Genomic DNA, 25,511 nt, shown 5'->3' with positions numbered 1-25,511 from the left:
AACAGCATGGAGAAGAGGATGAGGCCGGGACCGCGGGTGTCGGTGGAGACGGTGACGCCGGACCCGTATCTGGCACGGGCGCTGCGGGTGCTCAGTGACGAGGGTCTGGGGTGGCTGCAGCGGGCGGCTCCGGCAGAGGAGGAAGCGGTCCGGGTGGTGCTGGTTGACACGGCGTGCCTGTGGGGTCCGGCGGAAGCGCGGAAGGGACTGCTGTCGCGTATCCGTGAGGCGGATGCGTACGGGTTCATGTCGTACTCGGGGGCGAGCTTCGACGGTGTGCCGCACCTGCGTCTGGACGGTCCGGTGGCGGAGGTCCGGCGAGAGCTGGTGCGTCTGGTGACGGGTCTGGCGACGGGGTCGCTGCCGGGGACGCCGGCGCTGTTCTCGCGGCTGAGCGCGTCGGAGCGTCATCTGGTGCTGTTCCTGACGTGCGGTTACGGTATCCGGGACATGCATGAGGCGCTGGGTCTGAACGTGAAGAGCGTGTACCGGATGCGGACGGAAGTGATGAAGAAGTACCGTCTGGCGAACCGGCGTGAGCTGTATGCCCTGCTGCGGGTGTATGACTTTATGCGGGAGCTGAAGGCGGTCGGGGTGCGCCCGGCGCCGGTGCAGGCGCTGCGGAGTCTGCGGGACACCCTCGCGCTGTGAGCGGCGACGGATGCGGCCGGTTATCCGGATGAACACACCGCGGTATGCGGTCAGAGAGGCAGAGATGCCCCTTGTTCTCTGGCTCACTGATTGCCGTCACTGAGCGGGAAGATGCTTTACTGAATAAAACGCCGTGCGGCCAGGAAACACAATCCGGCACACCGGTGTGATTTGCTCAATATTCCGGGCATAAGTCAGGGATTGCTGGCTGGCACCGCTTATACGGACAGTCAGCCGTGTCACAGCGAACTGAACCATACAGGTAAAAATTATGTTTATGAGGTCACCGATGAGACTGTCATCAGAGCTGAACGGTTCCGTTATGAAAACTATTATGGCGGTCTTTTTGATGTGTGTGTTTGCGTCTTCTGCCCGGGCGGCCACCTGCGGGTTCACAGAGCTTTTTTTTGATAATTTTTCAACACCGGTTGTGGGGCCGGCCATGTCCACGGTCGGGGAAGACGTTCCCGTGGGCAAGGTTTTATATAATCATAACTACCAGGGGAGTGGTAATAAAACCGCTTATGAGTGTACTTTCACGGTTGAGGATATAGAGGCGGGCTTCACCTCCCCCATGAACACCTATACAAAATATGAAGTCATATCAACTCCGTCCGGGCCGGCCACGCGTGTGGGAGATCGGGATGTATTCCCGACTAACGTCCCGGGGATTGGTGCTGTTATTACTCTGTTGACAGCTTCGGGATATATTTCTCAGTATCCCGGGCTCTGGGAGCACACCACCGTGCCAATAGGCTACGGCACCTATACGCAAGGGCTGGGGCAGTATTCATATATTAAACTGGAACTGATAAAAACAGGCCCCGTACCGCCGGGTACCCAGCAGGTTACGGGGGCGGCATTGCCGACGTTTCAGGTGACATCAGGGTCGAAATTACCCTTTCCGACCAGCCATGTTTTTGCGACGATTAATTTTGGCGGCAATACCACCCTGTACACCAAAACCTGCCAGCTGGCGACACCCGATATAGACGTGGACTTAGGCCAGCATCCGGTAACAGACTTTGGTGGACCCGGTACTGCAACCGGATGGAAAAATTTCGATATTGTCCTGAGAGACTGCCCGCCGTTCTATGGTTATGGTGACTACACCTATCGGCAATTTAGTGGCCAGACAATAGACAAAAGCACAGAGAATGAGGTTAGCATTCGTTTTGTCAGCGCGAATGGTACTGTCGACGGCAACCCGTTGCTGGCTAAGATTAATCAGGAGCCCAGTGCGGCGAGAGGTGTGGGGATAGAGCTTTCTCAGAGAGAGAATTCAGACAGTATTGCGCTGGATGGCTCCGGAGGATTCCCCCTGCTGAATCTTTCTAAAGATGATAATGCCACCTATACCATTCCCCTGAAAGCCCGGTATGTACAGACGGAGTCGACGGTGGGAGCAGGTAAGGCAAATGGCTCGGTCGTCTTTACCATCACTTATCAGTAGAAGACTCTAATCTGATGACGGTAACTCTTTGACGGATTGAATGAATGCAGCATTGCTGCCATCACTCGGAATTATTGGTATGTTCAGACATTTTTTATGGAGCAGTCTGTTATTTCTGATGAGTACGGACGCGGTTTTTGCAGGCATTGTGGTCACAGGGACACGCTTCGTTTACCCGGAAAAAGAGAAAGAAGTGACGGTGAAAATCGACAATGTCGGGCAAAAACCTGCCCTGGCCCAGGTCTGGATTGACGCCGGTGACCCGGATGCCACGCCGGAGACCGCCCGGGCGCCCTTCACCCTCACGCCCCCCATCAACCGGATTAACGCCGGCAAGGGACAGACGTTACGCATGATGTACACCGGTGAGGCCCTGCCCCGCGACAAAGAGTCATTATTCTGGCTCAACGTCCTGGAAATACCGGCCTCCCGCAAGGACAAAAACAACCAGCTCCAGCTGGCCGTCCGTTCCCGGCTCAAGATTTTCTACCGTCCTCAGGGGCTGGCCGGCAGCGCGGATGCCGCAGGAAAGTCGGTCACCTGGAAAAAAGTCAGCGGAGGTATAGAGGGTTATAATCCCACCCCCTACTTTGTCTCTGTAGCGCGTATCACGCAGGACAAGGAGGGCAAAGTGCCTGTGGCCGACGGCGGGATGATGGCCCCGGGCGGGAAGACCCTTTTCCGGACAAACAAAAGTGCCGCCACGATTTACCCGGCTTATATCAGCGATGAGGGCGGTATCGAACCGCTGGCACAGCGTGTGGTAAACGGAGGCATGCCATAATCAGCCCCGAAGACACCGCGATGATATGACGGAAGACAAAAGAAAGATATTACAGGAATAACAAGGTAATGACGGCTGAACTTCTTCCCTGACCGGTCTGAAGCCTGACCTGCCGGCGAAATAAATGACAGTGATGATGAAAAAGAGGGGGGGCTGTTAATCCCCGGAGGGGATCAGGATTCCTGCCCCTTTCAGCGAGGGGAGTACACCTATCTGTCTTCATCTGAGTATTAACTCAACATGCTGAAAGGTCAGATACAGAGCAATAACTTTCCCTGTAAAAATTTTAGCCCGCCAGGAAAATAAAAAATCAGGGCAGTCCTGCGCCGAAGATGACAGCCTGTTTTTCCGGACATTGTCCGGAGCGTTTACTCCGGGTTTCTGTTAACGTGAATGACAGAGAACCAACGGTCATCACGTAATAATACAGTGTATGTCATGAATTAACATACTGACTGCATATTATTCATATCAACGTCACTTCAGTAAAGAAGTCGGAGCAAGAATGAAACCCATCCTGGGCCTGAAGTTATACGCCTTTCTTACAGGGAGTCTATTTTTTCTGTTTTCAGGTATGGCTGAGGCAACAATTACGTGCCTTCCTGAAAATACACGAACAGATACGTTACAGATTAAACCGTTAAACATTTCTGCCGGCCCGGATCTGCCGCCGGGAACCGTACTCTACCGGGGGACATGGCGCGAGACAGACTGGACAAACCTGATTCAGTGCCAGACAACAAGCACAAACGGTGAGTCAGGAAGTGTTAATTATAATCTGGGCATTGAAACCGCTCCCTATCCTCTTTCCACATGGTCTGGCTCACCCTATGGAGGGAAAGTCTACACCACTAATATTCCAGGAGTCGGGATCGCTGTATGGTATTCGTTTAAAGCGGTGACAACATCTTCACCACTGATCACCTCCGCAAACATTGATATAACCGTTCAAAACTCCGGAACGACGCTCAGGCTTTCGGTTAGCAGTGCATTTGATTTTTCACTGGTGAAAATCGGGGATACCCCGCCGGGAAACTATACGATACAGGCATCCAGTTTTCCTGTTGTGAAACGTTTTTTTACGGCAAACAGCACAAACATCAAAGGCCTGCCTGCTACTGTAAGAACAATAGTATTCTCCGGATCACTGAATGTTTCGGCACAAACCTGTACCACGCCGGATGTGAACGTTCATCTGGGATCTCATGATGTGTCAACGCTTACCGGTGTTGGCTCTGCGACGCCATGGGTTGATTCATCGATTAAACTGACAGACTGTCCGACTTTCCGGGGATATTACCCTGAATCTAATCCCGTTAATTTATCGACAGGCGCAATACCGGCATCGACAGGTAACAAATTCAGCGTCACGCTTTCACCGGTCAACAGCATTCTGAATGCAGCAAATGGTATTATGGCTGTCACCCCTTCAGCGAATGCAGCAACCGGGGTGGGGATTCAGATTGCTCATGGCGCGACCTCCACAACCGGTCCGGTTCCCTTTAATCTGGCTGCCTCAGCTAATATGGATCTTCCGAAAAATGGTGTCGGCACAATAATTTATCCACTGGCTGCCCGTTATATAAAGACGGATACCAGTGTAACGCCAGGGCCCGCTGATGGCCGGATTATTTTCACAATCAATTACTACTGACGACCTGCAGACAGGCTATTCAGATAAAATATGACGGAAACAATTTCTTGTCACTGCCTGAAGATTTGCTGACCTGACCGGGTTAAAAATAGTCAGTCAGTACTGTCGGTTTATTAACGGGGTCTGATACTCTGTTGAACGAAAACTCATTTCAGGTGAGAAAGGGTATCTGAATATTCGATGAACGGACTGCTGTACCCGTTAAATGCCCTTTACCGAATAAAAATACACGTTATAAGCCTGTTTTCACTGTCCGTAATGCATTCATTTATCAGACATAAACATCCCTGATGTGAAAAATCAGTGCCACTGAGCATCAGGTCCTTTATTCTGTATCTCCGGAGTGTTTCAGCGAATTTTGAAAATCATCGTCCATACCCTTAACCGTGTAACACGGAGATTTCGTCAGTTTCCCACGAATATCTGTACACGCCAGTTCCCCGCAAGCGTCGGGACAGCTTATTCCTGGTTCCGTCGCTCCACGGTGCCAGGTTCACAACAAAGGCACATCATTCACATGGGAACTAACCGTTCCGCTCTGTTATTGAAATTTAAGTAAATAATTCTTGTTATTGATGCATGACCAGCAATAATGCATTTTTGTTATAAGTATGCTGTAATTATTCTGAATCTGGCATTAATATTTATTCTTTCCTTCTCAGATCCGAAAACCGGTAATTCCGGATCTTCGTTCCTGTCCCCGACGCGCAGCGGCCCTGAAACACAACATGTGCCACTCCATAAGCTGAAAATTCTTCTATATAGTGTTTACTCCCTGGCCCGCGACCCGGCACGCAGCAGCAAAAACCCGGGCTTCGCTGACTTCCTGATCGTGGTAGACTTCCGGAAACCGTTAAATAACGGAAAAGTCGGATCTACCGGAACTGGCCATCCGGTAATTTATCAGTGTGTCTATATGTATGGTTATTATAAGCATAGTAATATTATTACTAAGTTAATATTATTAGATAAACAGTCATGTGAGTGACTGTTACAAGGCAGGTACAATCACTTGCGCTGAGCGTCATAATTACAGATGGTGACTATTTTCACGGTAAGGATCTAAACGATGGGCGACAGGAAAATAGTGGATATGACGAATATGTACAGAGCGCTGAAGGCGCTCGGGCATAATCGTATCTGGCTGCAGATCATCAGCTCAGGTGACAGATCCATGGTGACGTATGAAAACCGGCGCCTTGCCCGGTTTGACCGCAACCTGCGGACATGGCGTTTCATGAAAAATGCCGACCTGGTGGATGACTGGCCGGTGGGAAGCGAACCTGACGGCGACGGACTGACGGAGCTGACAGAGGAAGATGAACAACTTTTTTATCTGACGCTGGAGCACGGCTGAAAATGCGGTTAATCACTGATGGCGGGATTACATCATTGATGGCGAGGTTCAAATGGGAAGTATGAAAGAACTGCTGTTTGAAATGCAGGAGGAACGGCGTGACGAATGGATTGCAGAAAATTATCCGGATGCTGAGGAAGGAACTCCTGAATGGGATGCGGCAGCACAGGAATACAGCTGGTTTCAGGACTGGATGGATGAGGCAGCCGAACAGCAGTGTTTTGAAGCTTCACTGACCAGTATTCCTGACCGCCTGCAGGATGCAAAGGCTGAACTGGATGAGTTAGAGAGCCTGCTGCAGTTCAACCAACCCAGGATTATCGAGCGGATGGCTTATGTTCATTGCGTGAGTGTACTGGACAGCTTTCTGATGTACAGCGCCAGGGCACTTCTTAATCATCCTCCACATTTGCGGATATTTCTGCAGGCAGCTGATTCGCTGATTGCTAATAAGGAAGACAGAAGAAAATTACGTGCTTCCAAATGGGTCGAGCAGGAGCCGGATACAGTCACTCCTGAGAAGGTTTACACCTGGCGAGCTCAGTCTCTTGTGGCGAAGAAAACGTTTCAGAGCCACAAAGTAATAGGTCTGTATTTTTCAACAATGCTGACAACACCGCATGAGTGGCCGTTGCAGGAACTTGAGGGGGTAATTAAGGTCCGAAACGCACTGGTACACCGTAATGGGGTTACCAAATCTCTTGAACCTATATATATCAGCCAGGGGAGTGTGCAAATTGCTATCAGCACAGTACGTAATTTTATTAGCGTGGCGGCTGAAACCCTTCTACAGGAGGATGCACTATACAGGATGAATGATGGCATATTCTGATATCACCACCGTGACACAATTCATGAACATTTTCATACGGGGTAATGTCGATGACTTCACTTCCCACTAGTTTTATACCAATAAGCAACACATCATTACCTGTTGCCATCGACTACCCGGCCGCGCTGGCCCTGCGTCAGATGGCCCTTGTTCAGGATGAACTACCGAAATATCTGCTGGCGCCGGAAGTCAGCGCCCTGCTCCATTACGTGCCCGACCTTCACCGCAAGATGTTGCTGGCCACCCTCTGGAATACGGGCGCCCGGATAAACGAGGCGCTTGCCCTGTCGCGGAGTGATTTTTCGCTGACGCCATCGTATCCGTTCGTGCAGCTGGCCACACTCAAGCAGCGCACCGAGAAAGCGGCCAGAACAGCCGGTCGTGCCCCTGCAGACAGTCAGGCCCACCGTCTGGTGCCTCTCTCCGATCACCAGTACGTCAGCCAGCTGCAGATGATGGTGGCCACCCTGAAAATTCCTCTCGAGCGTCGCAACAAGCGGACCGGCCGAACCGAGAAGGCCCGCATCTGGGAGATTACCGACCGTACCGTACGCACCTGGCTGAATGAAGCCGTTGATGCAGCTGCTGCTGATGGCGTCACATTCTCGATAACGGTGACACCGCACACGTTCCGGCACAGTTACGCCATGCACATGCTGTATGCCGGCATTCCACTGAAGGTGTTGCAGTCTCTGATGGGGCATAAATCGATTAGCTCGACGGAGGTCTACACGAAAGTGTTTGCGCTCGATGTGGCGGCACGCCACCGTGTTCAGTTCCAGATGCCGGGGACCGAGGCGGTGGCGATGCTGAAAGAACGGATTTAACGGCTACAGACTGACGCGCCGCAGGCTTGTCCAACCCCTTGCCTGTCCAGAAGCGAGTTCTGAACAGACAAGGGGTTCAGAATGAAATGCCGGGGAGGTACTTTGCCTCATCCGGGCACTTATCACGTTCTCAGGAGGGATGAATCAGTGGCGTATCTGCGCCAGGTCGTCTTCCGTCAGACCGGTCATTTGCATGACGGTACTGCGGTCAATACCGCTCCTGAGCATGGTACGGGCAACTTCCAGCTTGCCTTCATTGCGGCCTTTTTCAATACCACGTTGTTCACCCAACTGGATGCCCTTCTCTATCCCCTGCTGGATACCCTTCTCAATACCTTTTTGCTCGAGCTGTTGTGCGATGGTCATAAGTGCGTCCCCGTGTTGCGGCACACGCAGTGCCAGTTCGCGTACAAAGGCTTCGGCGTCGGCTGTTTCGCCTGCCTGGACTATATAGTGTACCAGCGAAATCACCTGGGATGAAGACAGATAGCCGGCCAGCAAAATGGGCGCCAGCCGGTCAACCAGTTCAGCGAGGTCGCGCTGGTGAATGTGTTTCTGCAGTAAGGTCAGGGCTGCCATACTGCGGTGGCCGGCGATGTCATCATCCGGAATAACGGTCACATCAACCAGCGGGAAAGCGCTGCTGTAGAGGTTGCCTGCCAGCACGGGGTCGTCAAACTCATCCAGCCAGCGGGTGGAGTACGGATAGGGGCTGCGCTTCCCGGTATAGAAAAGGACCGGTATCACCAGGGGCAACTTCTTATGGCCCGCTTCCAGATGGCGCTGCATGGCGGCTACCGCGTAACGTATCAGGCGAAAAGCCATATGTTTGTCGGGCGACGACTGGTGCTCAATGAGCACGTGGACGTAGCCATCCCCGGCGGTGGTTTTCAGGCTGTAGAGAACGTCACTGAAATACTGGCGGAGGTCATCCTCAACAAACGAGCCGGATTCCAGCTTCAGCGTCGTGAGGTCACAGATGGCACGCAGTTCTGCCGGAAGGTGCAGCTCCATAAAATCCCGGGCTATTTCCGGCTGCGTCAGGAACTGCCTGAACGTGGCATCGTGAGGAGTGGGTGTGCTGTTTTTCTTCTTCATCAGCCCTGGCTCTGAAACATGACCCGGATATGCTATCACAGGCAGGGGCGGCACATAATGGCCTGGCGGATGATAAGCTCTTTCTTTCCAGACCCCCTTATCTCCTTAAGCTCTGCAGTGTGGTGACTCTCCCGCCCAACGAAAATTCACCGCTCTTCGGTGAGCGATCATTGTATCCGGGCCGCGCCTTTTTCTGCAGGACAATTTTCAGTGAGAACTGTTCAGTCACGCCCTGACTCTTCAGTTATTACGCTGAGTGATTTTAACTCTGCAGGTTTGTTATTTATGATTTAATCTTTATCAGAACGTTTACAGACCTGTCAGGGGAGTTAAATGCTTCATTCATACACCGGGCACGCTTATAAGCTCGCAGAATGAAACTAAAATAACGCCGGATTAGTTTGCATTTATCTTTTTACTGACTCCCGGAACAGATATCAATGGATATCTGCTCTTTTATACCGTCTTGTACTCCTGCAGGTCATGATGATAACTTCATTGCTGAGCCCAGAGCGTTTATGTGTCTGTTGCGGGAAGTCCTCCGGAGGTTATTTTATCAGGCAGGAGATCTTTCCACTGGTAATACCTTTCCGTATCCTTATCGTCCTCCCGCTCTCCTCATCCGGTGCCACCCGGCATTATCACCCTGCGGGTTTCTCTGTTTATTCTTTTCTCTGTTTCACTCTCCCCCGGCTATTTCACATGCTTCCACACTTCCGCCGGCACCTTATCATACAGCCGGTTCATCACCATTTCTGCCCGCCGGTGGTCCAGCGCCGCGTAAAAAACCTCCAGCTCATCCTCCGTCAGCGTGTATTTATTTTTATCCGTCACCTTTTCCAGCGTCTCCGCCGTCGTGCACCGCCGCAGACGGTATATCCAGTCCTGTTTTGTCATCACTCTGCTTTCACTCCGGTATTATTCAGCTTATTATCTTATTTTTCCCGCCCTCCCCCTGTCCACTCCCGTTTTATCCCGGGGTATCCGGGTCCCGGCATTATCAGATTTTTCCTCCGCACCCGCCAGCGCTCAGCATCGCCACCTGTTAATTCTTCCGTAATACCGACTTATTTGCGCAACAGTTAATTAACATTCAGGCCGGATATATTCTCCCCCAACGCTTATTGCACCGTTTTTTTCTTATATCAGGTCTGATAAGGGTTTTTGCACGCGTTTCACGATATCTGTATCTGTCTGATTTTACAGTGTTATTACCGGTATCATTCATCGCATTATTGTAACACCGGCTTCACATCCCTTTTTTTTGCTTATCAATAATTACGGTGAATGAAAAAGGTTTTTCCTCCCCCTCTGAGGCCCTATACTTATTTCACAGCAAAACCTTCATTCGAAAATATTTTATGTTTTCTGACTGACTACCGGGTTTCACTTTTACTCCTGGATGACAGGGATTGATATGCATCATTAAGATGTTAATGTCGCGGATTGCGTTTTTATACAGCATAAATACCTGATGAAGGTGGTGGTTATGGCGGTTTATGGTCACTGATGTGTCTTATTGATAACGGATTTTATTTATATAGAATCCGCCACATTGGTGAAACTTAATATCAAGCGAGAGGTACGCCGGTGATGACAAAAAATCCGGGCCATTTACAGCAGGCGCTTTACGGATACAGTATCGGGGATAATCTCCAGTACCGTATTTCCCCGGCCCTGCTGATTAATACTCTCTCCGGTGTCAGCCTGCGTCTGCGGCCCACCATGGCGCGGCTGCTGCAGTATATTCTCAATCATGCCGGTAATCACATGATTGAAGACCGGGATATTATGGCAGAGGTGTTTGATAATTACGGCCTGAAGTGCAGCAAGCAGCGCCTCTGGCATTCCGTCAACACCCTCAGGACCGTCTTTATGAAGTGCGGCTTTGTTCAGCCTTTTTTATACCGGGTCAACAACAGCGGCTTTATTATCTCCGGCGTGGAAATCGGCGTCCTGATGCATTACCCCATCCGGGATATCGGTATTATTCTCCCGCTGGAACCGCAGCACTGAGCGTGAATATTATTTTCACTCACCCGTGCTCGTCAGTATTTACTGAAACAAGATGAATTATGCCGGACCGCCGGATAAAGAAAGCAGTGGCGTCTTTATTTTAACGCGTATCTTCCGTCATTTTTTGTAACGGCAGCATGAAGCCGGGGCAGGGTTCGCTTTGCCTGAATCATGGTTAACCACGAATCATTCATTAAGGACAATATTATGAAAAAGTCAGTCATCAGCGCGTCCCTGTTCGCTATCCTGAGCGCGGCCACCCTGTCTGCCCAGGCAGCCTCCACCGGCACCATCACCTTCAACGGTGAGCTGACCGACACCACCTGTGAAGTGGACATCAACGGCCAGGGCTCTGACGCCACCATCGTGCTGCCGACCGTCGGCGTGAACCAGCTGACCGCCGCCGGCAACACCACCGGGCGCACCTCGTTCAACATGAACGTCTCTAAGTGCGTTATCGGCACCGAAGGCGGCCACTCCAAAGTCTCGGCGTTCTTCCAGCCGGGCAACACCGTTGACCTCAGCACCGGTCGCCTGAAAAACGTCAGCGGCTCCGCCACTAACGTTGACCTGCGCCTGCTGGACGCGTCCAACAGCTACGCCCCGATCAACGTCGGTAACACCGACCAGGTGAACGGCATGGCCTACGTCGACATCCAGACTGACGGCACCGCCTTCCTGCCGTACGCGGTCGAGTACTACGCCAACGCCCAGACCACGCCGGGTACCGTGACCAGCAGCGTCGTCTACAACCTGCAGTACAAGTAATCCGTATCCCGGGGGGAGTCTCTCCCCCCGCCATTCAGGAGTATGTTATGGCCTCTTCAGCCCTTATCCGCACGTTCTCTGCTGCTGTCTGTCTGCTGACCGCGGTCATCTCTCTTCCGGCACCGGCGAGCGTCATCGTCAACGGCACCCGTGTGGTCTACGCCGGCGGCGAGCGGGAGGTGGCCGTGCGCCTCACCAACACCGGCACCCTGCCGGTCCTGGTCCAGAGCTGGATCGACGACGGAGACATAAACGCCACCCCCGACCGGCTGCGCACCCCGTTCACCCTGACCCCTCCGGTGAACCGCATCAACGCTGACAAGAGCCAGACCCTGCGCATCAGCTACACCGGCTCCCCGGCCCTGGTGCAGGACAGGGAATCCGTTTACTGGCTGAACGTGCTCGAAGTCCCGGCCCTGAAAAAGAATGAAAAAGACAACCGGCTTCAGGTGGCGTTCCGCACCCGCATCAAACTCTTCTACCGCCCGGCAGCCCTGGCTGACCGCGCAAAAGCCAGCGAGGCGGCTGACCGCCTGACCTGGTCGGTGGCGGGCAGCACGCTCACCGCCAGCAACGCATCACCCTATTTTGTCTCCCTGGTCTCGGTCTCCGTGAAGGGCGCCGGGAACCGGGGGTCCGTGGAGGGCGAGATGGTGCCGCCGAAGGGCCGCCAGACCTTCACCCTGCCGGCCGGCGTGCGCGCCGGGGCCGGCACCGTCCTGACGTACGAGTACGTCAACGACTGGGGTGCCCTCCGTCAGGTCGATTACACCCTGTAACCCGGCCTCTTTTTTACAGCGTCTTCACGAGGAAACAGCGTCATGCGCCTGCAGTATTCATGCATTGCCCTCGCGGTCATGGCGGCCGTGATGAGCCCGACCCTGGCGGCGGCCGGGAACGAGGACCTGACGTTCGATCCGGTCTTCCTCAGCACCGGCGGGACGGAGAAAATCGACCTGTCGCGCTTTGAGAGCGGCAGCGCGGCCTCCCCGGGCACCTGGTCCACGGATATCTTCGTTAACGGCGAGAGCGTGGCGCACGAGAAAGTGGTGTTCGCCGCGCAGGCGGACGGGCAGGTGCGCCCCTGCCTCACCGCGGAGCTGATTAAAAACCTGAACCTCAACTTTGACCGGGTGCCCGGGAGTTTCACCGACGCGCTGCGGGAGAAACAGGCATGCTATGACCTGCCGGCCCTGCTGCCGGGGGTGAGCGTGACGTTCGACTCCTCGGTCCAGCGCCTGGACATTGAAATCCCCCAGGCGATGATGCGCAACACCGCCCGGGGCTACGTCAGCCCGGCGCTGTGGGACACCGGTATCCCGGCGGCCCTGCTGGGCTATAACGCCAGCACCTACACCACCCGCTCACGCGGGCGGGACTACACCTCGTCGTACATTGGCCTGAACGCGGGCCTTAACCTCGGCGGATGGTACTTCCGCCACGACGGAAGCTACATCCGTCAGCAGGGGGCCGGGGGAAAATACCAGTCGACCAACAACTACGTCCAGAAGGACATCGCCTCCATCCTGGGCCGGGTGCTGGCCGGGGAGACCTCCACCGGCGGGCAGCTCTTCGACACCCTGCCGTTCCGCGGGGTGGAGCTGGTCAGCGACGACCGGATGCTGCCCCAGTCGCGGCGCGGCTACGCCCCGGACATCCGGGGTATCGCCCGGACCAACGCCCGGGTCACCGTGCGCCAGAACGACCGCATCATCTATGAGACCACGGTGCCGCCGGGGGCCTTCAGCATCGAGGACCTGTACCCGACCGGCTACGGCGGCAACCTTGACGTGACGGTGACCGAGGCGGACGGGAGCGTGCAGACGTTCCAGGTGCCCTTCGCCTCCGTGACCCAGCTGCTGCGCCCGGGCGCCCACCGCTATGACGTGGTGGCCGGGCGGCTCAATGACCCGAGCCTGTCGTTTAACCCGACGCTCTACCAGGCGACCTACCAGCGGGGGCTGACCAACAGCCTGACCGGCTACGCCGGCCTGCAGGGCAGCGGCGCGGCCTACTACGCCATCCAGCTGGGGATGGCCATCAGCACCGCCATCGGGGCCTTCTCGGCGGACATCACCCAGGCGCGGGTGCACCTGGAGACCACGGAGAAGCCGTCGAACAGCGGGCAGAGCTACCAGATAAGCTACAGCAAGTACCTCCCGGAGACGGACAGCAACCTGACCATCGCGGCCTACCGCTTCTCGACGTCGGGCTATTACGACTACCAGACCGCGATGCGCGCCATCGATGAGGAGAAGCGCGGCGGCGTGGCCTCGGGGATCTGGCGGCCGAAGAACCGCCTGAACGTCACCATGAACCAGGGGCTCGGTCCCGGGTGGGGACAGATTTACCTGACGGGCTACACCCAGGATTACTGGAACAACAGCAAGTCGGACATCCAGTACCAGGCGGGCTACAGCAACAACATCGGGCGGGTGAACTACAACCTCAGCGCCGGCCGCGTGCGCAACTACAGCGGGAAGATGGAGAACAACTTCCTGCTGAACATCTCGGCCCCGCTGGGCGGGTATGACCAGAAGCACGTGCCGATGCTGACGGCGAGCCTGAACAAGAGCGGCAACGGACGGACCGGGGAGCAGATAGGGCTGTCGGGGAGCTACGGCGAGGACAACCAGTATAACTACGGCCTGACCGCGGCGAACTATAACCAGGGGACCGGGAGCAGCATGACGGCGAGCGGCGGGTGGCGGACGCCCTACTCTCACCTGACGGCAAGCTACGGCGCCGGGAAGCACTACCAGAACACCAGTCTGGGGGCGAGCGGGACGGTGATAGCGTGGCAGAACGGTATCGTGGCGACGCCGTACACCGGGGACACCTTCGCGGTGGTGGAGGCGAAGGAGGCGAAAGGCGCGAAGGTCGGGGGCTACCCGGGCCTGAAAATCGACCGCTTCGGGCACGCGGCCATCCCGTACCTGACGCCGTATGAGATGAACGAAATCAGCATCGACCCGAAAGGGCTGCCGCAGGAGGTGGAGCTCAGCAACACCACCGAGAAGGTGGCGCCGCACTGGGGTGCCGTGAGTAAGGTGACGTTCGGCACCCGTAAGGGGTATCCGCTGCTCATCAGCGCGACGGACGCGAAGGGCCAGCCGCTGCCGTTCGGGGCGGAGGTGACGGCGGCCGGCGGGATGAACGTGGGCAGCGTGGGCCAGTCGGGGCAGATATATGCGCTGACGGAGACGGCATCGGGTGTGCTGACGGTGAAATGGGGCAGCGGCGCGGGTGAGCAGTGCCGGCTGGACTACCGGACCACGGAGGAGAAGCCGGCGGGCGGGTTCAGGAAGCTGACGGCGGTGTGCCGGTGACGGACGGAGGAAACAGCATGGAGAAGAGGATGAGGCCGGGACCGCGGGTGTCGGTGGAGACGGTGACGCCGGACCCGTATCTGGCACGGGCGCTGCGGGTGCTCAGTGACGAGGGTCTGGGGTGGCTGCAGCGGGCGGCTCCGGCAGAGGAGGAAGCGGTCCGGGTGGTGCTGGTTGACACGGCGTGCCTGTGGGGTCCGGCGGAAGCGCGGAAGGGACTGCTGTCGCGTATCCGTGAGGCGGATGCGTACGGGTTCATGTCGTACTCGGGGGCGAGCTTCGACGGTGTGCCGCACCTGCGTCTGGACGGTCCGGTGGCGGAGGTCCGGCGAGAGCTGGTGCGTCTGGTGACGGGTCTGGCGACGGGGTCGCTGCCGGGGACGCCGGCGCTGTTCTCGCGGCTGAGCGCGTCGGAGCGTCATCTGGTGCTGTTCCTGACGTGCGGTTACGGTATCCGGGACATGCATGAGGCGCTGGGTCTGAACGTGAAGAGCGTGTACCGGATGCGGACGGAAGTGATGAAGAAGTACCGTCTGGCGAACCGGCGTGAGCTGTATGCCCTGCTGCGGGTGTATGACTTTATGCGGGAGCTGAAGGCGGTCGGGGTGCGCCCGGCGCCGGTGCAGGCGCTGCGGAGTCTGCGGGACACCCTCGCGCTGTGAGCGGCGACGGATGCGGCCGGTTATCCGGATGAACACACCGCGGCATGCGGTCAGAGAGGCAGAGATGAAAAAAATGCGGATGAAGACACACGCGCGGTCCGGTGGCGTTAAGCGGCTGCTGTCCGGGATACTGGTCCTGAGCGGGCTGTTCTCCGGGGCGGCTCAGGCGATAGAATGTGAATTTACCAGTCAACACGGATGGAATTTGACGGACAACGTCCCAGTCCTAGGTAATGGATTATCGACTGTAGGGGAAGATCTTCCGATAGGAGGAATTATATATTCCAGTTCTATATTTAAATCAAGAGGACAGTATATCCAATACACCTGTAATGAATTCGTGACTGCTATGATATATAGAAACCTTGAGGTTGTAACAATGCCTCTTGGTCCTCCTGTAATATCCGGGGGGGAGGCTATTTACCCTACAAATGTAACAGGTGTAGGCGTATCATTTAGTATATGGAGTTTCAACAATACAGCAACTACCTTCCCTGATTACTGGGAAGGTGATTACACTGTGGGACAAGGGCTTATATTAAACATTAATCCGTCACAACAAGTAGCATATAAGTTAATCAAAACAGGGCCGGTAGATAAGACTGGTATACAAAAAATATCAGCATCATCATTTCCTACCTTCAGGATAAGATTAGGGGCAAAAACACCTGTTGCCGACGAAAAAAATGTATTAACAATACAGTTTCAGGGAGATATAACACTGCACACTAAAACCTGTCAGATATCGGCTCCCCAAATAGATGTAGATCTGGGTAGTCATGAAGTGAATGGCTTCACCGGACCAGGAACAGTTACACCATGGAAAAAGTTTGATATAAGACTGGTCGACTGTCCTCCTTTTTACGGTTATGGATTCTACGATATGTGGATGAATGATTTACACAGTGAAACAGTACCAAACAAGGTAGCATTAACTTTTAACAGTGCCTATGGGACTGTATCAAACAATACTAAATTAGCCAAAATCGAGAGTGGTCCAAATGCAGCTTCGGGCGTAGGGATTGAGTTGTCACAGGCAGATGACAGCACCAGCATCTCGCTGGATGGTTCATCAGGATTTGAACTGAAAAATCTGAACACTAATGATAATAACACATATGTTATCCCTATGCAGGCTAGGTATGTTCAGTATGAAAGTGAAGTAAAGGCCGGGCTGGCAAAAGGTGCCGTAGTTTTTACCGTAACATATCAATAACGTGAAAACAGATTAACAGTTAAATCTTTAAATCTTTGTATTCAAATATATTAACAGGCTGGAAATTATGCATTTAAAAATTTTGTTTCTTTATAAATTTCTAATCTGTATGACTGTTTTCATGGCATCCGCTTACGCAGATATAGTTATTACCGGCACCCGCTTTGTTTACCCGGAAAAAGAGAAAGAAGTGACGGTGAAAATCGACAATGTCGGGCAAAAACCCGCCCTGGCCCAGGTCTGGATTGATGCCGGTGACCCGGATGCCACGCCGGAGACCGCCCGGGCGCCCTTCACCCTCACGCCCCCCATCAACCGGATTAACGCCGGCAAGGGACAGACGTTACGTATGATGTACACCGGTGAGGCCCTGCCCCGCGACAAAGAGTCATTATTCTGGCTCAACGTCCTGGAAATACCGGCCTCCCGCAAGGACAAAAACAACCAGCTCCAGCTGGCCGTCCGTTCCCGGCTCAAGATTTTCTACCGTCCTCAGGGGCTGGCCGGCAGCGCGAATGCCGCAGGAAAGTCGGTCACCTGGAAAAAAGTCAGCGGAGGTATAGAGGGTTATAATCCCACCCCCTACTTTGTCTCTGTAGCGCGTATCACGCAGGACAAGGAGGGCAAAGTGCCGGTGGCCGACGGCGGGATGATGGCCCCGGGCGGGAAGACCCTTTTCCGGACAAACAAAAGTGCCGCCACGATTTACCCGGCTTACATCAGCGATGAGGGCGGTATCGAACCGCTGGCACAGCGTGTGGTCCCCTGAACCGAACATCCAGTCTGCTGAAACCGAATATCCGGTACACTTCCGTGCGGGGACAGCTAATCAACGCTGGCGCAGACTCTGATGACCGTCATTTTTGACACGCCAGCCAGACGGGCTGTTTCTCGTAGCGATTTTCCATTGACCAGGCGCAGAGTGCGGATTAATGGTTCTGTCGCATTAATGGCAAAGGGGCGGCAGAAGTTGCACTGATTGTTTTTCAGGCAGCCAACAGATAAAATTGTTCTGCGGGTGACAATCTATCACTGTGCGAATGTTGATACTGCCCTTTACGTATCATGTGAATCAGCTCGATGCCGGTCAGAAGGGTCTGTGCACTGCGAAATGATTTGAATCCCTGCATCTGACGTATCCTGCGTTTGATATTGCGGTGATCCTGCTCTACCAGGTTATTCAGATACTTGTTTTGCCTGATGGTGATGCTTTCCTCTGCGGATTTGTCGGCATTGAGCATGGCCAGAGCGACGGTATTGGCGCCACTTTTATCTATGGTCACCACTTCGGGCTCGCCGTGGTGGCTGATGGCTTTGCGGAAGAAGCGCAGCGCTGCTGCCGCATCCCGTCTGGCGGTAAGCAGGAAATCGATGGTCTTCCCCATGCTGTCGACGGCGCGGTACAAATGTAAGTATTCCGGCAAAACGGCCCATTCACTTTTAGAGATCCTCCGGCATAATCAATCTGCCAACAAAGGAGATCGCTATTCGTAAAGCCCGTTTTACTGAGCATCAGATCATTGCCGTAATTAAATCGGTTGAAGCCGGACGAACTGTTAAAGATGTCTGCCGGGAGGCCGGTATCTTTGAGGCCACCTACTACAACTGGAAGTCCAGATACGGCGGCATGGAGGCTTCTGATATTAAAAAGATCAAGGATCTTGAGGACGAGAATCGGCGTCTCAAACAGATGTTTGCCGACCTGAGCCTTGAGAACCGGGCGCTGAAAGACGTTATCGAAAAAAAGCTTTAAAACCAGCCTTTAAGCGTGAGCTGGTCACTCATCTGATAACAACATTTGGACTCAGTATCCGTCAGGCCTGCCGGAGTCTGAACCTGAGCAGAACGGTTTACCATTACCGTCCGGATACCACGCGTGACGAACCCGTTATTGTCGCGTTGCAGGCAATGGCAGAGCGATACCCACGGTACGGTTTTCCAAAACTTTTCCAGGTTCTGCGGCGGCAGGGATACCCGTGGAATCACAAAAGGATCCATCGTATTTATTGTCTGCTGAAGCTGAATTTTCGCCGTAAAGGCAAACAACGGTTGCCAGTGCGTAATCCCTCGCCACTGGCCACACCGGAAGCGCTGAACCAGAGCTGGTCTGTCGATTTTATGCATGATGCCCTGGTCTGTGGTCGTCGTTTTCGCACGTTCAATGTCGTTGATGACTTTAACCGTGAGGCGTTGTCGATTGAAATCGATCTGAATCTGCCAGCTCTGCGCGTGATCCGTGTACTCGACAGGATCGCGGCTATCCGGTCAAGCTACGCATGGATAATGGTCCGGAATTTATCTCACTTGTACTGGCTGAATGGGCAGAGCAACATGCAGTAAAACTGGAATTTATTCAGCCGGGTAAGCCGACGCAGAATGCTTTTATTGAGCGCTTTAACCGAACATACCGTACAGAAATACTCGATTTTTATCTGTTCAGAACACTGAATGAAGTGCGGGAAATCACGGCAAGATGGGTGTCAGAATATAACTGTGAACGCCCTCATCAATCACTGAACAATATGACGCCGGAGGAATATCGGCAACACAATCATTTGGCCGGGATCTCAAAAAATGCCTGGAACTAAAACGGGTCTATTTACAGTTCGGTTTAGCCCTGGCAACAGTGCCCGCGATGGCTGCGGGCCTGGCTATGGCTGGCAGCCGTCACGTCGCTGATGCCGCACCCGTTCTGAATATCCTCAAGCGCATTGGGGCGATGGCGGGCGCGGCGCTGGTGACCGCCTGCAATGTCAGATCTGCCCATACCCGGGGGAGCTTAACCGCGTTTCATCACGCCGGGTGGCTACTTACCGGCGGGGCCGTACTGCTCGCGCTTTGCGCATTATTTATGGTGATCCATTCCACTTTAACAACGCCGGAAGAATAAAACCGTTAAATAGAGGACAAATAGCCGCCATCTATATATAAAGTTTGTCCGGTAATATATTTAGCGGCCTCTGAGCTAAGAAATACCACGCTTCCCGCGAGGTCATCTAACTCACCAAATCTCCCAAGGGGGATCTTTTGCTGCATAGTACTACGCCACTGTGCATCTTGATAAAATACTTTCGTCATCTCTGTTTCAAAATATCCCGGCCCGATACCGTTCACCCGAATGTTATGAGCCGCCCATTCCGTACTGAGCGCTTTCGTTAGCCCGACCAATCCCGATTTAGAGCTACCGTAGGCCGCTGCGCCAGATACGCCAACGCAACTGGTTAATGAGCAGAGGTTAATAATAACTCCACCTTTTCCAGTACTAGCCATGGTTTTCGCTACTGCTTGAGCACAGAAAAAAGCCCCTTTCAGGTTGGTCCCGACAATGTTGTCCCAAAGCGCTTCATTTACTTCAAGTGACGGACAAACCTGCTCAATGCCTGCATTATTGATCAGAATATTGATTCTACCGATGCCAGAAATGACCTCAGTAATGCGAGATGTTTGTGTCACATCCAGAAGTAATCCTGTTATTTCAGCACCTTCCAGGGTAAGTGCGTCAACCGCTTTAGTGAGGGTGGCTTGATGCCTGCCAGTTATAATGACGCTGGCTCCTGCCTGTGCAAGAGCTCTGGCGAGGACATAACCAATTCCTCTGGTCGCACCGGTTACCAGGGCTCTTTTTCCTTTTAGCGAAAATGTAGATAACACATTCATTGATTGGTCACCGTTTTGAGATAGTGAGAGTCTCCTGAGATGAGAGACATATAGGCATCCGGTAGCTCATCAAGAGTAATGGGAGGCGCAATCAGCTTTCTTAAATCCTCCGCCAGTGAAGCCATTACCTGCAATGCCTCATTCTGTTCATCTTGGAACACACTACAGCCAATAAGAGTAATCTCTTTTTCAACTACCTTATTAAGATCCAGCTCCTTCGAATGATGAAAAATACCCACGAGGGCAATGCGTCCACCAGACCTGATACTACTCAGGAGATCAATGAGCGCGGCCGGGTGTCCGGAAGCTTCGACGGCGAATGAAAATGTGCCGGGCGGTGAAAGGCCAACAACTGATGAAAGTAATTGATAACGCTGTTTATTAGGTTCCAGTAGCTGAACCCGGCATTTTTTTAGCCGGCTAAGCAGTAATGCGGTTAAGCCGCCTATCGTCCCCCCACCAGCTACACAAACCGTGTCACCTGCAGATGGGTTCAGTTGATTAATCACCCGGAGTGCAACACCCAGAGGCTCACTCAGCACGGCGATATCATCAGGAACACTATCAGGGACAATCAGTAAGTTTTGTAGGGGAAGTATCACTTCTTCAGCGAATCCGCCATCGAATACTTCACCGACAAAGCCTAGTTCTTCACAGAGGTTATTTTCCCCGGCAAGGCAAAAAAAGCAACGTCCACACCATACCCGAGAATCAGCGACGACGCGCATACCGACTCTGAATAGACTTTCGCTTTCGTTAATTTCAGCAATCACTCCGAACAACTCGTGACCGGGCGTAACAGGCAACCGGCTAAACCATTTACCGGTTATGAAATTGTGTAAATCAGATCCGCATATTCCCGCAGCATGTACTTGAACTCTAGCCCATCCCGATTTTAACGTCGGTGGAGCAGAATGCTCTATTTTAACTTCCCTGATACCATATAAGCGTACTGCTTTCATATTAGTTCTCCGTCATAAGAGCGGACATCCATCGGCTAAAATAATCATCCCCATCGCAACCCAGCATGACTGCAATGGAAAAACCTATGGCTGAACTTGTTGCATTATGAACGCTGTCAGAACCACCCCGTAAGTTCATAACTAATGTTGGGCAACAGAAAAGAGCAAGACGCATAATTTGATGCCAGTTATCAGGTAGACATCCCTTTCGTTTCATTTCTGTCAGCAGAGGTTTCCAGTACAATTCCCCTTTGCTTTCAAGGAATGCTTTACGTAAAGGAGTCAGTTGCCAGTCATGGTTGACAGTAAGGGTATTGCCATCTCGCGCTACACTCACGTTATAACGTTCTGCCGCTTCATCCGCTTCATACAGCCAGCAAGGATGAGCAAATATATTATGGAAAGTTGCCTTAATTTCAGCCAGCAACGCTGGAATGGAACTTCCGGCAAAGGCAGGATCAAAACTAACCAGCCTGGGTTTGCTGTGATGGTTTTCATACCATACATTAGCGTTATGGGCATCGCCGTGAGCAACAACGACTCCATGATCTGCTAACCTCTGAGGGTCTAACTCACGACCAGCCTCTAAAAAGAGCTCTCGCAGACTTTTTTCATATGACACGCCATTTATACGCCAGTGGAGACTACTCAGTGTCTGCCAGTCCAACTGCATGTCACCAAGAATAAATTCCTGATTGACATAAAAGCTGGCTACACGACCACCAAGGCCGATGTCATGGCCAGGCGAAACTAGCCGATTCCAGAACAACTGATGAATGGGTTCAGATGCTACTTTCTCAGTTGACGCCATGCGCAAGGTCGGTAACGTATGGGATAAAATGTTGTGATCAGCATAACGTTGAGCTTCGATAACCGGTCCTATTTTCTCCCAGTCCGATTTGGTCTCAATCTCTCGGCAAACATCTGCTAGCCGCTTATCATCGCGAAGCTTATACAGTAGAATTTGGCGTCCAGGTTCTCCGCAGGCGTAGACGGGGATATCTACATCAAAACCGTGATCTCGCAAAAGTGCCGCCCGGTAATATTCTTGAATAGTCTGCTCTTCTCCCTCTTCATGATGATACTTAAAGAAAAAGGAACGGCCATTTACCAATGAAACACGCCCATTCAAAGAATTCAGACTATATTGGTCACGATTAATCTGCAGGCTTAATGTTTGTTCACCAGTAACTTCGGTGATCAGTTGGCTGAGCTTTTCACTGGCCAACTCCCACTTGCCTTCCTGCGTCAACCTGCGCGCTTCCGCTGCATAGGCTGGGCGTAAAAGTTCAGTCATTCTTACTTCCCTTTAGCAAATCCTGGCGAATGTCCGAAACGGCTAAAGCATGCCCAGGGAATCCTTCATACTCTGCAAGGCGTTTAGCTTGCAGTGCCAGATCTTTGTAGCCACTTTTTGTTACATAGGCGATGGAGATTCTCTTGAGGTAATCAAAAACGGAGAGAGGACCAGACGTTTTCGCTGCGCTGTTTGTTGGCAGAACAGCATTAGGGCCAAGTACAAAATTACCCAGAGTGATTGGAGTATGTTCGCCAAGTAATATTTCACCGGCATTACGAATTTTCGTCATTACATCCATAGGTTCCTGTGCAAGTACCTCCAGGTGTTCAGGTGCGTACTGATTTACGAACTCAATAGCTGTAGAGAAATCCTTTGTCAGCACCACACCTCCGTGAGAGCCGCACAAAACTTTCTGGGAGAACTCTGCACGTTTTTCTCCAATTTTTTTCCAGTATATGGGTAATGCGGCAATAGCTTCTTCAGCTACACGAGGGCTAGAAGTTACCAAATAAGCTGATGAATCTGGGCCATGTTCGGATTCTATAAGAAGATCAAGCGCTGCCAGCGCACCATCGATAGAGTCATCAGCCAGAATCAGGCTCTCACTCGGCCCTGCTGGTATACCTGGATCAATTAGGCTTGATAACTGACGTTTCGCAGCCACTACCCATGGGCTGCCAGGTCCTACGATTTTGAGGCATTTTGGTACTGACTGAGTTCCAAACGCGACTGCAGCCACACCTTGTGCGCCACCACATTTATACACATTCTTGATACCAACAAGACGCGCAGCAATCAACGTTGCATCATCGACCCTCCCATCGGGGCCGGGAGGGGTGATTACGACCGGAAGCGGGACTCCCGCCACGATGGCTGGGACTGCTGTCATGATCAGTACGCTCGGGAATGAGCCTTTACCACGAGGAACATAGCAGGCAACAGCATCTATCGGAACATGGCGATCACCGGCAAAAGCCCCCGGTCTCATCTCCTTCCACCACATTTCCTCTGGTTTCTGTGCCTCATGAAATGCACGAACATTTTCGACGGAGAAACGAATTGATTCGATTACCTCCGGGTCAACGCGGGCAAATGCGTCTTCAAACTCTTGCTCTTCTGCCTTTATAGAAAAGGTCTCTGGTCGCACACCATCAAACTCACGAGCGAAACGGATTAGAGCCTGGTCGCCTTCTGACCTAACGGCCTCAATTATCGGCTTGACCTTTTCGATGAAAAATGACAAATCAGATTCTGTGCGTTTGAATAAATGGGTTGGCAGTACTTCGGAATTCGAAAGGTCATGAAATGTCGGAGACATGTTTAATCCTTAACAGTTAATTAGGAGTGTTGATGAATACGGTTCAGTACTTCATGCTGAAGTTCAATGAATTCTGGTTCACGATTTATACCCTCCTGTCGAGGGCGAGATAACTCAACATGGAAAGTGGTGTCTATATATCCTTGACCCATTACCACTATCCGATCGGAAAGCCTGACCGCCTCTTCGATATCATGAGTAACAAACATTACTGTGAGGCGGTGTTTCTCCCAGATTTCGATAAGTAGTTGCTGCATTTGATGGCGAGTCATGGCGTCAAGAGCACCAAACGGTTCATCCATCAGAAGAATCTTAGGTCGGTAGGAAAGTGCTCGAGCAATGGCAACACGTTGCTTCATTCCTCCGGAAAGTTCGCTGGGCCAGTGGTCTGCAGCATTGCCCAGTTTCACGAGTTCAAGATGTTCTTGAGCGATTTCACGGCATCTTCTGGCTGGTGTTCCTGCTGCTTTTAAAGCAAACTCAATATTGCCTCTAGCTGTCAGCCATGGAAGCAGCGTGTATGACTGAAATACCACTCCACGGTCCAGTCCTGGGCCTGTTATTGATTCACCATCAACAAGAACATCACCCTTATCGAAATCCTCCAGACCTGCAGCTATTGACAGCATGGTACTTTTTCCACACCCAGATGAGCCGACAATAGAAACGAACTCGTTATCGTTGAGCGTGAGGTCAATGCCATGCAGAACCTGACGCCGGGTCTTGCCCAATGAGAAACTTTTTTCCAGTTTATTAAGCGTCAAAATTGCCATCAGGAACGTCTCCGGTTGTAACGGAAAAGTACATGCTCAGCTGCACGCATAATTTGATCAGTAATGAGCCCCAGGAAACCAAGCAGGAGTATGTAGCCGATGATCGTATCTGTCTGAAAATAGCGTTGAGAAACGACGATCCGATAGCCAAGCCCAGAAGTTGATGCTACAAGTTCAGCAAGAACAAGCCATGTCCATGCCCATCCAAGACTTATGCGTAATGCATCCCATATCGAGGGTAACGCGGAAGGAATGACAATCTGGAGGAGAGTTTTTCGGTCTGACAAGCCGAGTGTCCTGCCCAAACCGACAAAATCAGATGGAACACGTTTAATCGCATCAATCATCATCAGTACCTGTTGAAAAAAAGTACCGATCCAGATGACTAGAAATTTCTGTATATCATCAGTGCCTGTCCACAAGATGGTAAGGGGGACGAAAGCAACAACTGGCATATAGCGGATAAAGTCAACAAGCGGTTCAACAATCGCCTTGAATAACCCATAGCACCCAGCTAAAACACCAATGATAATTGCCATTAATGACGAAATAGTGAAAGCAATGATCATGCGATAAAGGCTGCTGGCAATATCACTCTGTAACGTTCCGTTTTGCGCAAGAGTTATCATCCGAAGCAGGACATTCTCGATTCCTGGCAGGAAAATGGGTTTAATGGTGCCGCTGGATGTCGCAAGCCACCATATAAGAAGGAGCAGCACGAAAACTGCTACAGAGATTGTCAGGAACTGAGAACGTGTAGGCTCTTTCCCTATGGTTAATAAGTTTGAATACCGCCTTTTTTTGGCATGGACATTTACTTTCTGAGTTTCGAGAGAACTCATAATTCCTCCGTG

The 25,511-nt window shown here is 52.5% G+C and carries 22 protein-coding genes and 4 pseudogenes; 16 read left to right on the top strand and 10 right to left on the bottom strand.

Annotated elements, in window-relative coordinates:
* The first annotated feature begins 6 nt into the window (after nt 1-6).
* From IYV58_RS27655 to IYV58_RS27625, 7 genes are all read left to right on the top strand, one after another.
* Nucleotides 7-651 (top strand): helix-turn-helix transcriptional regulator, encoded by a 645-nt coding sequence (locus IYV58_RS27655; RefSeq protein ID WP_195729773.1) that lies wholly within the window; start codon nt 7-9, stop codon nt 649-651.
* Nucleotides 652-973: 322 nt separating this feature from the next.
* On the top strand, nt 974-2,104 hold the full coding sequence (locus IYV58_RS27650) for a fimbrial protein (RefSeq protein WP_195729781.1): 1,131 nt from the start codon (nt 974-976) through the stop codon (nt 2,102-2,104).
* Between the two features lie 40 nt (nt 2,105-2,144).
* Nucleotides 2,145-2,888 carry a fimbrial biogenesis chaperone gene (locus IYV58_RS27645; protein WP_195729780.1) on the top strand — a complete coding sequence of 248 codons (744 nt, stop codon included), beginning with the start codon at nt 2,145-2,147 and terminating at the stop codon, nt 2,886-2,888.
* A gap of 505 nt (nt 2,889-3,393) precedes the next feature.
* Nucleotides 3,394-4,542 carry a fimbrial protein gene (locus IYV58_RS27640; RefSeq protein WP_195729779.1) on the top strand — a complete coding sequence of 383 codons (1,149 nt, stop codon included), beginning with the start codon at nt 3,394-3,396 and terminating at the stop codon, nt 4,540-4,542.
* A gap of 1,069 nt (nt 4,543-5,611) precedes the next feature.
* Entirely contained in the window at nt 5,612-5,899 is a 288-nt protein-coding gene (locus IYV58_RS27635) for a hypothetical protein (protein ID WP_195729778.1), read from the top strand.
* Nucleotides 5,900-5,960: 61 nt separating this feature from the next.
* Entirely contained in the window at nt 5,961-6,731 is a 771-nt protein-coding gene (locus tag IYV58_RS27630) for a hypothetical protein (RefSeq protein WP_227676977.1), read from the top strand.
* 50 nt (nt 6,732-6,781) lie between these two features.
* Nucleotides 6,782-7,558 carry a site-specific integrase gene (locus IYV58_RS27625; protein ID WP_195729776.1) on the top strand — a complete coding sequence of 259 codons (777 nt, stop codon included), beginning with the start codon at nt 6,782-6,784 and terminating at the stop codon, nt 7,556-7,558.
* 144 nt (nt 7,559-7,702) lie between these two features.
* On the opposite strand, the gene IYV58_RS27620 is transcribed toward IYV58_RS27625, so the two are convergent.
* Nucleotides 7,703-8,656 carry an Rpn family recombination-promoting nuclease/putative transposase gene (locus IYV58_RS27620; protein ID WP_195729775.1) on the bottom strand — a complete coding sequence of 318 codons (954 nt, stop codon included), beginning with the start codon at nt 8,654-8,656 and terminating at the stop codon, nt 7,703-7,705.
* Nucleotides 8,657-9,349: 693 nt separating this feature from the next.
* A complete protein-coding gene (gene hha / locus IYV58_RS27615; RefSeq protein ID WP_195729795.1) occupies nt 9,350-9,553 on the bottom strand; it encodes a hemolysin expression modulator Hha in 204 nt (67 codons plus the stop codon).
* A gap of 696 nt (nt 9,554-10,249) precedes the next feature.
* On the opposite strand from hha, the gene IYV58_RS27610 reads away from it, so the two are divergent.
* From IYV58_RS27610 to IYV58_RS27580, 7 genes are all read left to right on the top strand, one after another.
* Nucleotides 10,250-10,672: a hypothetical protein gene (locus IYV58_RS27610; RefSeq protein WP_195729774.1), complete on the top strand. Its 423-nt coding sequence runs from the start codon at nt 10,250-10,252 to the stop codon at nt 10,670-10,672.
* 207 nt (nt 10,673-10,879) lie between these two features.
* Nucleotides 10,880-11,440, top strand: a complete 561-nt coding sequence (locus tag IYV58_RS27605; RefSeq protein ID WP_195729715.1) for a fimbrial protein — start codon at nt 10,880-10,882, stop codon at nt 11,438-11,440.
* Nucleotides 11,441-11,487: 47 nt separating this feature from the next.
* The gene (locus tag IYV58_RS27600) at nt 11,488-12,219 is read left to right on the top strand and encodes a fimbrial biogenesis chaperone (protein WP_195729716.1); all 732 of its coding nucleotides are present in this window, start codon (nt 11,488-11,490) and stop codon (nt 12,217-12,219) included.
* 42 nt (nt 12,220-12,261) lie between these two features.
* Nucleotides 12,262-14,769, top strand: coding sequence for a fimbria/pilus outer membrane usher protein (locus tag IYV58_RS27595; RefSeq protein ID WP_195729717.1), 2,508 nt, complete (start codon nt 12,262-12,264; stop codon nt 14,767-14,769).
* Nucleotides 14,770-14,786: 17 nt separating this feature from the next.
* Nucleotides 14,787-15,431, top strand: coding sequence for a helix-turn-helix transcriptional regulator (locus IYV58_RS27590; RefSeq protein WP_195729773.1), 645 nt, complete (start codon nt 14,787-14,789; stop codon nt 15,429-15,431).
* A gap of 205 nt (nt 15,432-15,636) precedes the next feature.
* Nucleotides 15,637-16,647 carry a fimbrial protein gene (locus tag IYV58_RS27585; protein ID WP_195729772.1) on the top strand — a complete coding sequence of 337 codons (1,011 nt, stop codon included), beginning with the start codon at nt 15,637-15,639 and terminating at the stop codon, nt 16,645-16,647.
* A 67-nt stretch (nt 16,648-16,714) separates the two neighbouring features.
* Nucleotides 16,715-17,416, top strand: a complete 702-nt coding sequence (locus IYV58_RS27580) for a fimbrial biogenesis chaperone (RefSeq protein WP_195729771.1) — start codon at nt 16,715-16,717, stop codon at nt 17,414-17,416.
* 56 nt (nt 17,417-17,472) lie between these two features.
* Here the strand turns inward: IYV58_RS27580 and IYV58_RS28640 are convergent.
* Both IYV58_RS28640 and IYV58_RS27570 read right to left on the bottom strand, forming a co-directional pair.
* A pseudogene (locus IYV58_RS28640) lies at nt 17,473-17,580 on the bottom strand (serine recombinase); the annotation flags it as partial.
* A gap of 53 nt (nt 17,581-17,633) precedes the next feature.
* Nucleotides 17,634-18,056, bottom strand: a pseudogene (locus IYV58_RS27570) (IS6 family transposase); the annotation flags it as partial.
* A gap of 77 nt (nt 18,057-18,133) precedes the next feature.
* On the opposite strand from IYV58_RS27570, the pseudogene IYV58_RS27565 reads away from it, so the two are divergent.
* A pseudogene (locus IYV58_RS27565) lies at nt 18,134-19,235 on the top strand (IS3 family transposase).
* Nucleotides 19,236-19,252: 17 nt separating this feature from the next.
* Nucleotides 19,253-19,537, top strand: a pseudogene (locus IYV58_RS27560) (MFS transporter); the annotation flags it as partial.
* Nucleotides 19,538-19,542: 5 nt separating this feature from the next.
* Here the strand turns inward: IYV58_RS27560 and IYV58_RS27555 are convergent.
* From IYV58_RS27555 to IYV58_RS27530, 6 genes are read right to left on the bottom strand one after another with little or no spacing between them, the layout of a single operon-like run.
* The gene (locus tag IYV58_RS27555; protein WP_195729770.1) at nt 19,543-20,304 is read right to left on the bottom strand and encodes an SDR family NAD(P)-dependent oxidoreductase; all 762 of its coding nucleotides are present in this window, start codon (nt 20,302-20,304) and stop codon (nt 19,543-19,545) included.
* Nucleotides 20,301-21,266 carry a zinc-dependent alcohol dehydrogenase gene (locus IYV58_RS27550; protein ID WP_195729769.1) on the bottom strand — a complete coding sequence of 322 codons (966 nt, stop codon included), beginning with the start codon at nt 21,264-21,266 and terminating at the stop codon, nt 20,301-20,303. The genes IYV58_RS27555 and IYV58_RS27550 overlap by 4 nt, the downstream gene beginning before the upstream one ends.
* A gap of 1 nt (nt 21,267) precedes the next feature.
* Nucleotides 21,268-22,563, bottom strand: coding sequence for a hypothetical protein (locus tag IYV58_RS27545; protein WP_195729768.1), 1,296 nt, complete (start codon nt 22,561-22,563; stop codon nt 21,268-21,270).
* On the bottom strand, nt 22,556-23,884 hold the full coding sequence (hisD, locus tag IYV58_RS27540) for a histidinol dehydrogenase (RefSeq protein WP_049117518.1): 1,329 nt from the start codon (nt 23,882-23,884) through the stop codon (nt 22,556-22,558). Before hisD ends, IYV58_RS27545 begins: the two co-directional genes overlap by 8 nt.
* 20 nt (nt 23,885-23,904) lie before the next feature.
* Nucleotides 23,905-24,657 carry an ABC transporter ATP-binding protein gene (locus IYV58_RS27535; protein ID WP_032445134.1) on the bottom strand — a complete coding sequence of 251 codons (753 nt, stop codon included), beginning with the start codon at nt 24,655-24,657 and terminating at the stop codon, nt 23,905-23,907.
* Complete coding sequence (locus tag IYV58_RS27530) at nt 24,657-25,499, bottom strand: ABC transporter permease (RefSeq protein WP_049117517.1); 843 nt, start codon at nt 25,497-25,499, stop codon at nt 24,657-24,659. The genes IYV58_RS27535 and IYV58_RS27530 overlap by 1 nt, the downstream gene beginning before the upstream one ends.
* Nucleotides 25,500-25,511 lie beyond the last annotated feature (12 nt).

It is taken from the genome of Klebsiella sp. BDA134-6, from assembly GCF_015601345.1.
GTDB classification, from domain to species: domain Bacteria; phylum Pseudomonadota; class Gammaproteobacteria; order Enterobacterales; family Enterobacteriaceae; genus Klebsiella; species Klebsiella grimontii.
This window is presented reverse-complemented; position numbering and strand designations above follow the sequence as displayed.

Bases quoted from the DNA above. Each gene is read 5' to 3' on its own strand.
- IYV58_RS27655 (WP_195729773.1), top strand. From the start codon at position 7: ATGGAGAAGAGGATGAGGCCGGGACCGCGGGTGTCGGTGGAGACGGTG.
- IYV58_RS27650 (WP_195729781.1), top strand. From the start codon at position 974: ATGAAAACTATTATGGCGGTCTTTTTGATGTGTGTGTTTGCGTCTTCT.
- IYV58_RS27645 (WP_195729780.1), top strand. From the start codon at position 2,145: ATGAATGCAGCATTGCTGCCATCACTCGGAATTATTGGTATGTTCAGA.
- IYV58_RS27640 (WP_195729779.1), top strand. From the start codon at position 3,394: ATGAAACCCATCCTGGGCCTGAAGTTATACGCCTTTCTTACAGGGAGT.
- IYV58_RS27635 (WP_195729778.1), top strand. From the start codon at position 5,612: ATGGGCGACAGGAAAATAGTGGATATGACGAATATGTACAGAGCGCTG.
- IYV58_RS27630 (WP_227676977.1), top strand. From the start codon at position 5,961: ATGAAAGAACTGCTGTTTGAAATGCAGGAGGAACGGCGTGACGAATGG.
- IYV58_RS27625 (WP_195729776.1), top strand. From the start codon at position 6,782: ATGACTTCACTTCCCACTAGTTTTATACCAATAAGCAACACATCATTA.
- IYV58_RS27620 (WP_195729775.1), bottom strand. From the start codon at position 8,656: ATGAAGAAGAAAAACAGCACACCCACTCCTCACGATGCCACGTTCAGG.
- hha (WP_195729795.1), bottom strand. From the start codon at position 9,553: ATGACAAAACAGGACTGGATATACCGTCTGCGGCGGTGCACGACGGCG.
- IYV58_RS27610 (WP_195729774.1), top strand. From the start codon at position 10,250: ATGACAAAAAATCCGGGCCATTTACAGCAGGCGCTTTACGGATACAGT.
- IYV58_RS27605 (WP_195729715.1), top strand. From the start codon at position 10,880: ATGAAAAAGTCAGTCATCAGCGCGTCCCTGTTCGCTATCCTGAGCGCG.
- IYV58_RS27600 (WP_195729716.1), top strand. From the start codon at position 11,488: ATGGCCTCTTCAGCCCTTATCCGCACGTTCTCTGCTGCTGTCTGTCTG.
- IYV58_RS27595 (WP_195729717.1), top strand. From the start codon at position 12,262: ATGCGCCTGCAGTATTCATGCATTGCCCTCGCGGTCATGGCGGCCGTG.
- IYV58_RS27590 (WP_195729773.1), top strand. From the start codon at position 14,787: ATGGAGAAGAGGATGAGGCCGGGACCGCGGGTGTCGGTGGAGACGGTG.
- IYV58_RS27580 (WP_195729771.1), top strand. From the start codon at position 16,715: ATGCATTTAAAAATTTTGTTTCTTTATAAATTTCTAATCTGTATGACT.
- IYV58_RS27555 (WP_195729770.1), bottom strand. From the start codon at position 20,304: ATGAATGTGTTATCTACATTTTCGCTAAAAGGAAAAAGAGCCCTGGTA.
- IYV58_RS27550 (WP_195729769.1), bottom strand. From the start codon at position 21,266: ATGAAAGCAGTACGCTTATATGGTATCAGGGAAGTTAAAATAGAGCAT.
- IYV58_RS27545 (WP_195729768.1), bottom strand. From the start codon at position 22,563: ATGACTGAACTTTTACGCCCAGCCTATGCAGCGGAAGCGCGCAGGTTG.
- hisD (WP_049117518.1), bottom strand. From the start codon at position 23,884: ATGTCTCCGACATTTCATGACCTTTCGAATTCCGAAGTACTGCCAACC.
- IYV58_RS27535 (WP_032445134.1), bottom strand. From the start codon at position 24,657: ATGGCAATTTTGACGCTTAATAAACTGGAAAAAAGTTTCTCATTGGGC.
- IYV58_RS27530 (WP_049117517.1), bottom strand. From the start codon at position 25,499: ATGAGTTCTCTCGAAACTCAGAAAGTAAATGTCCATGCCAAAAAAAGG.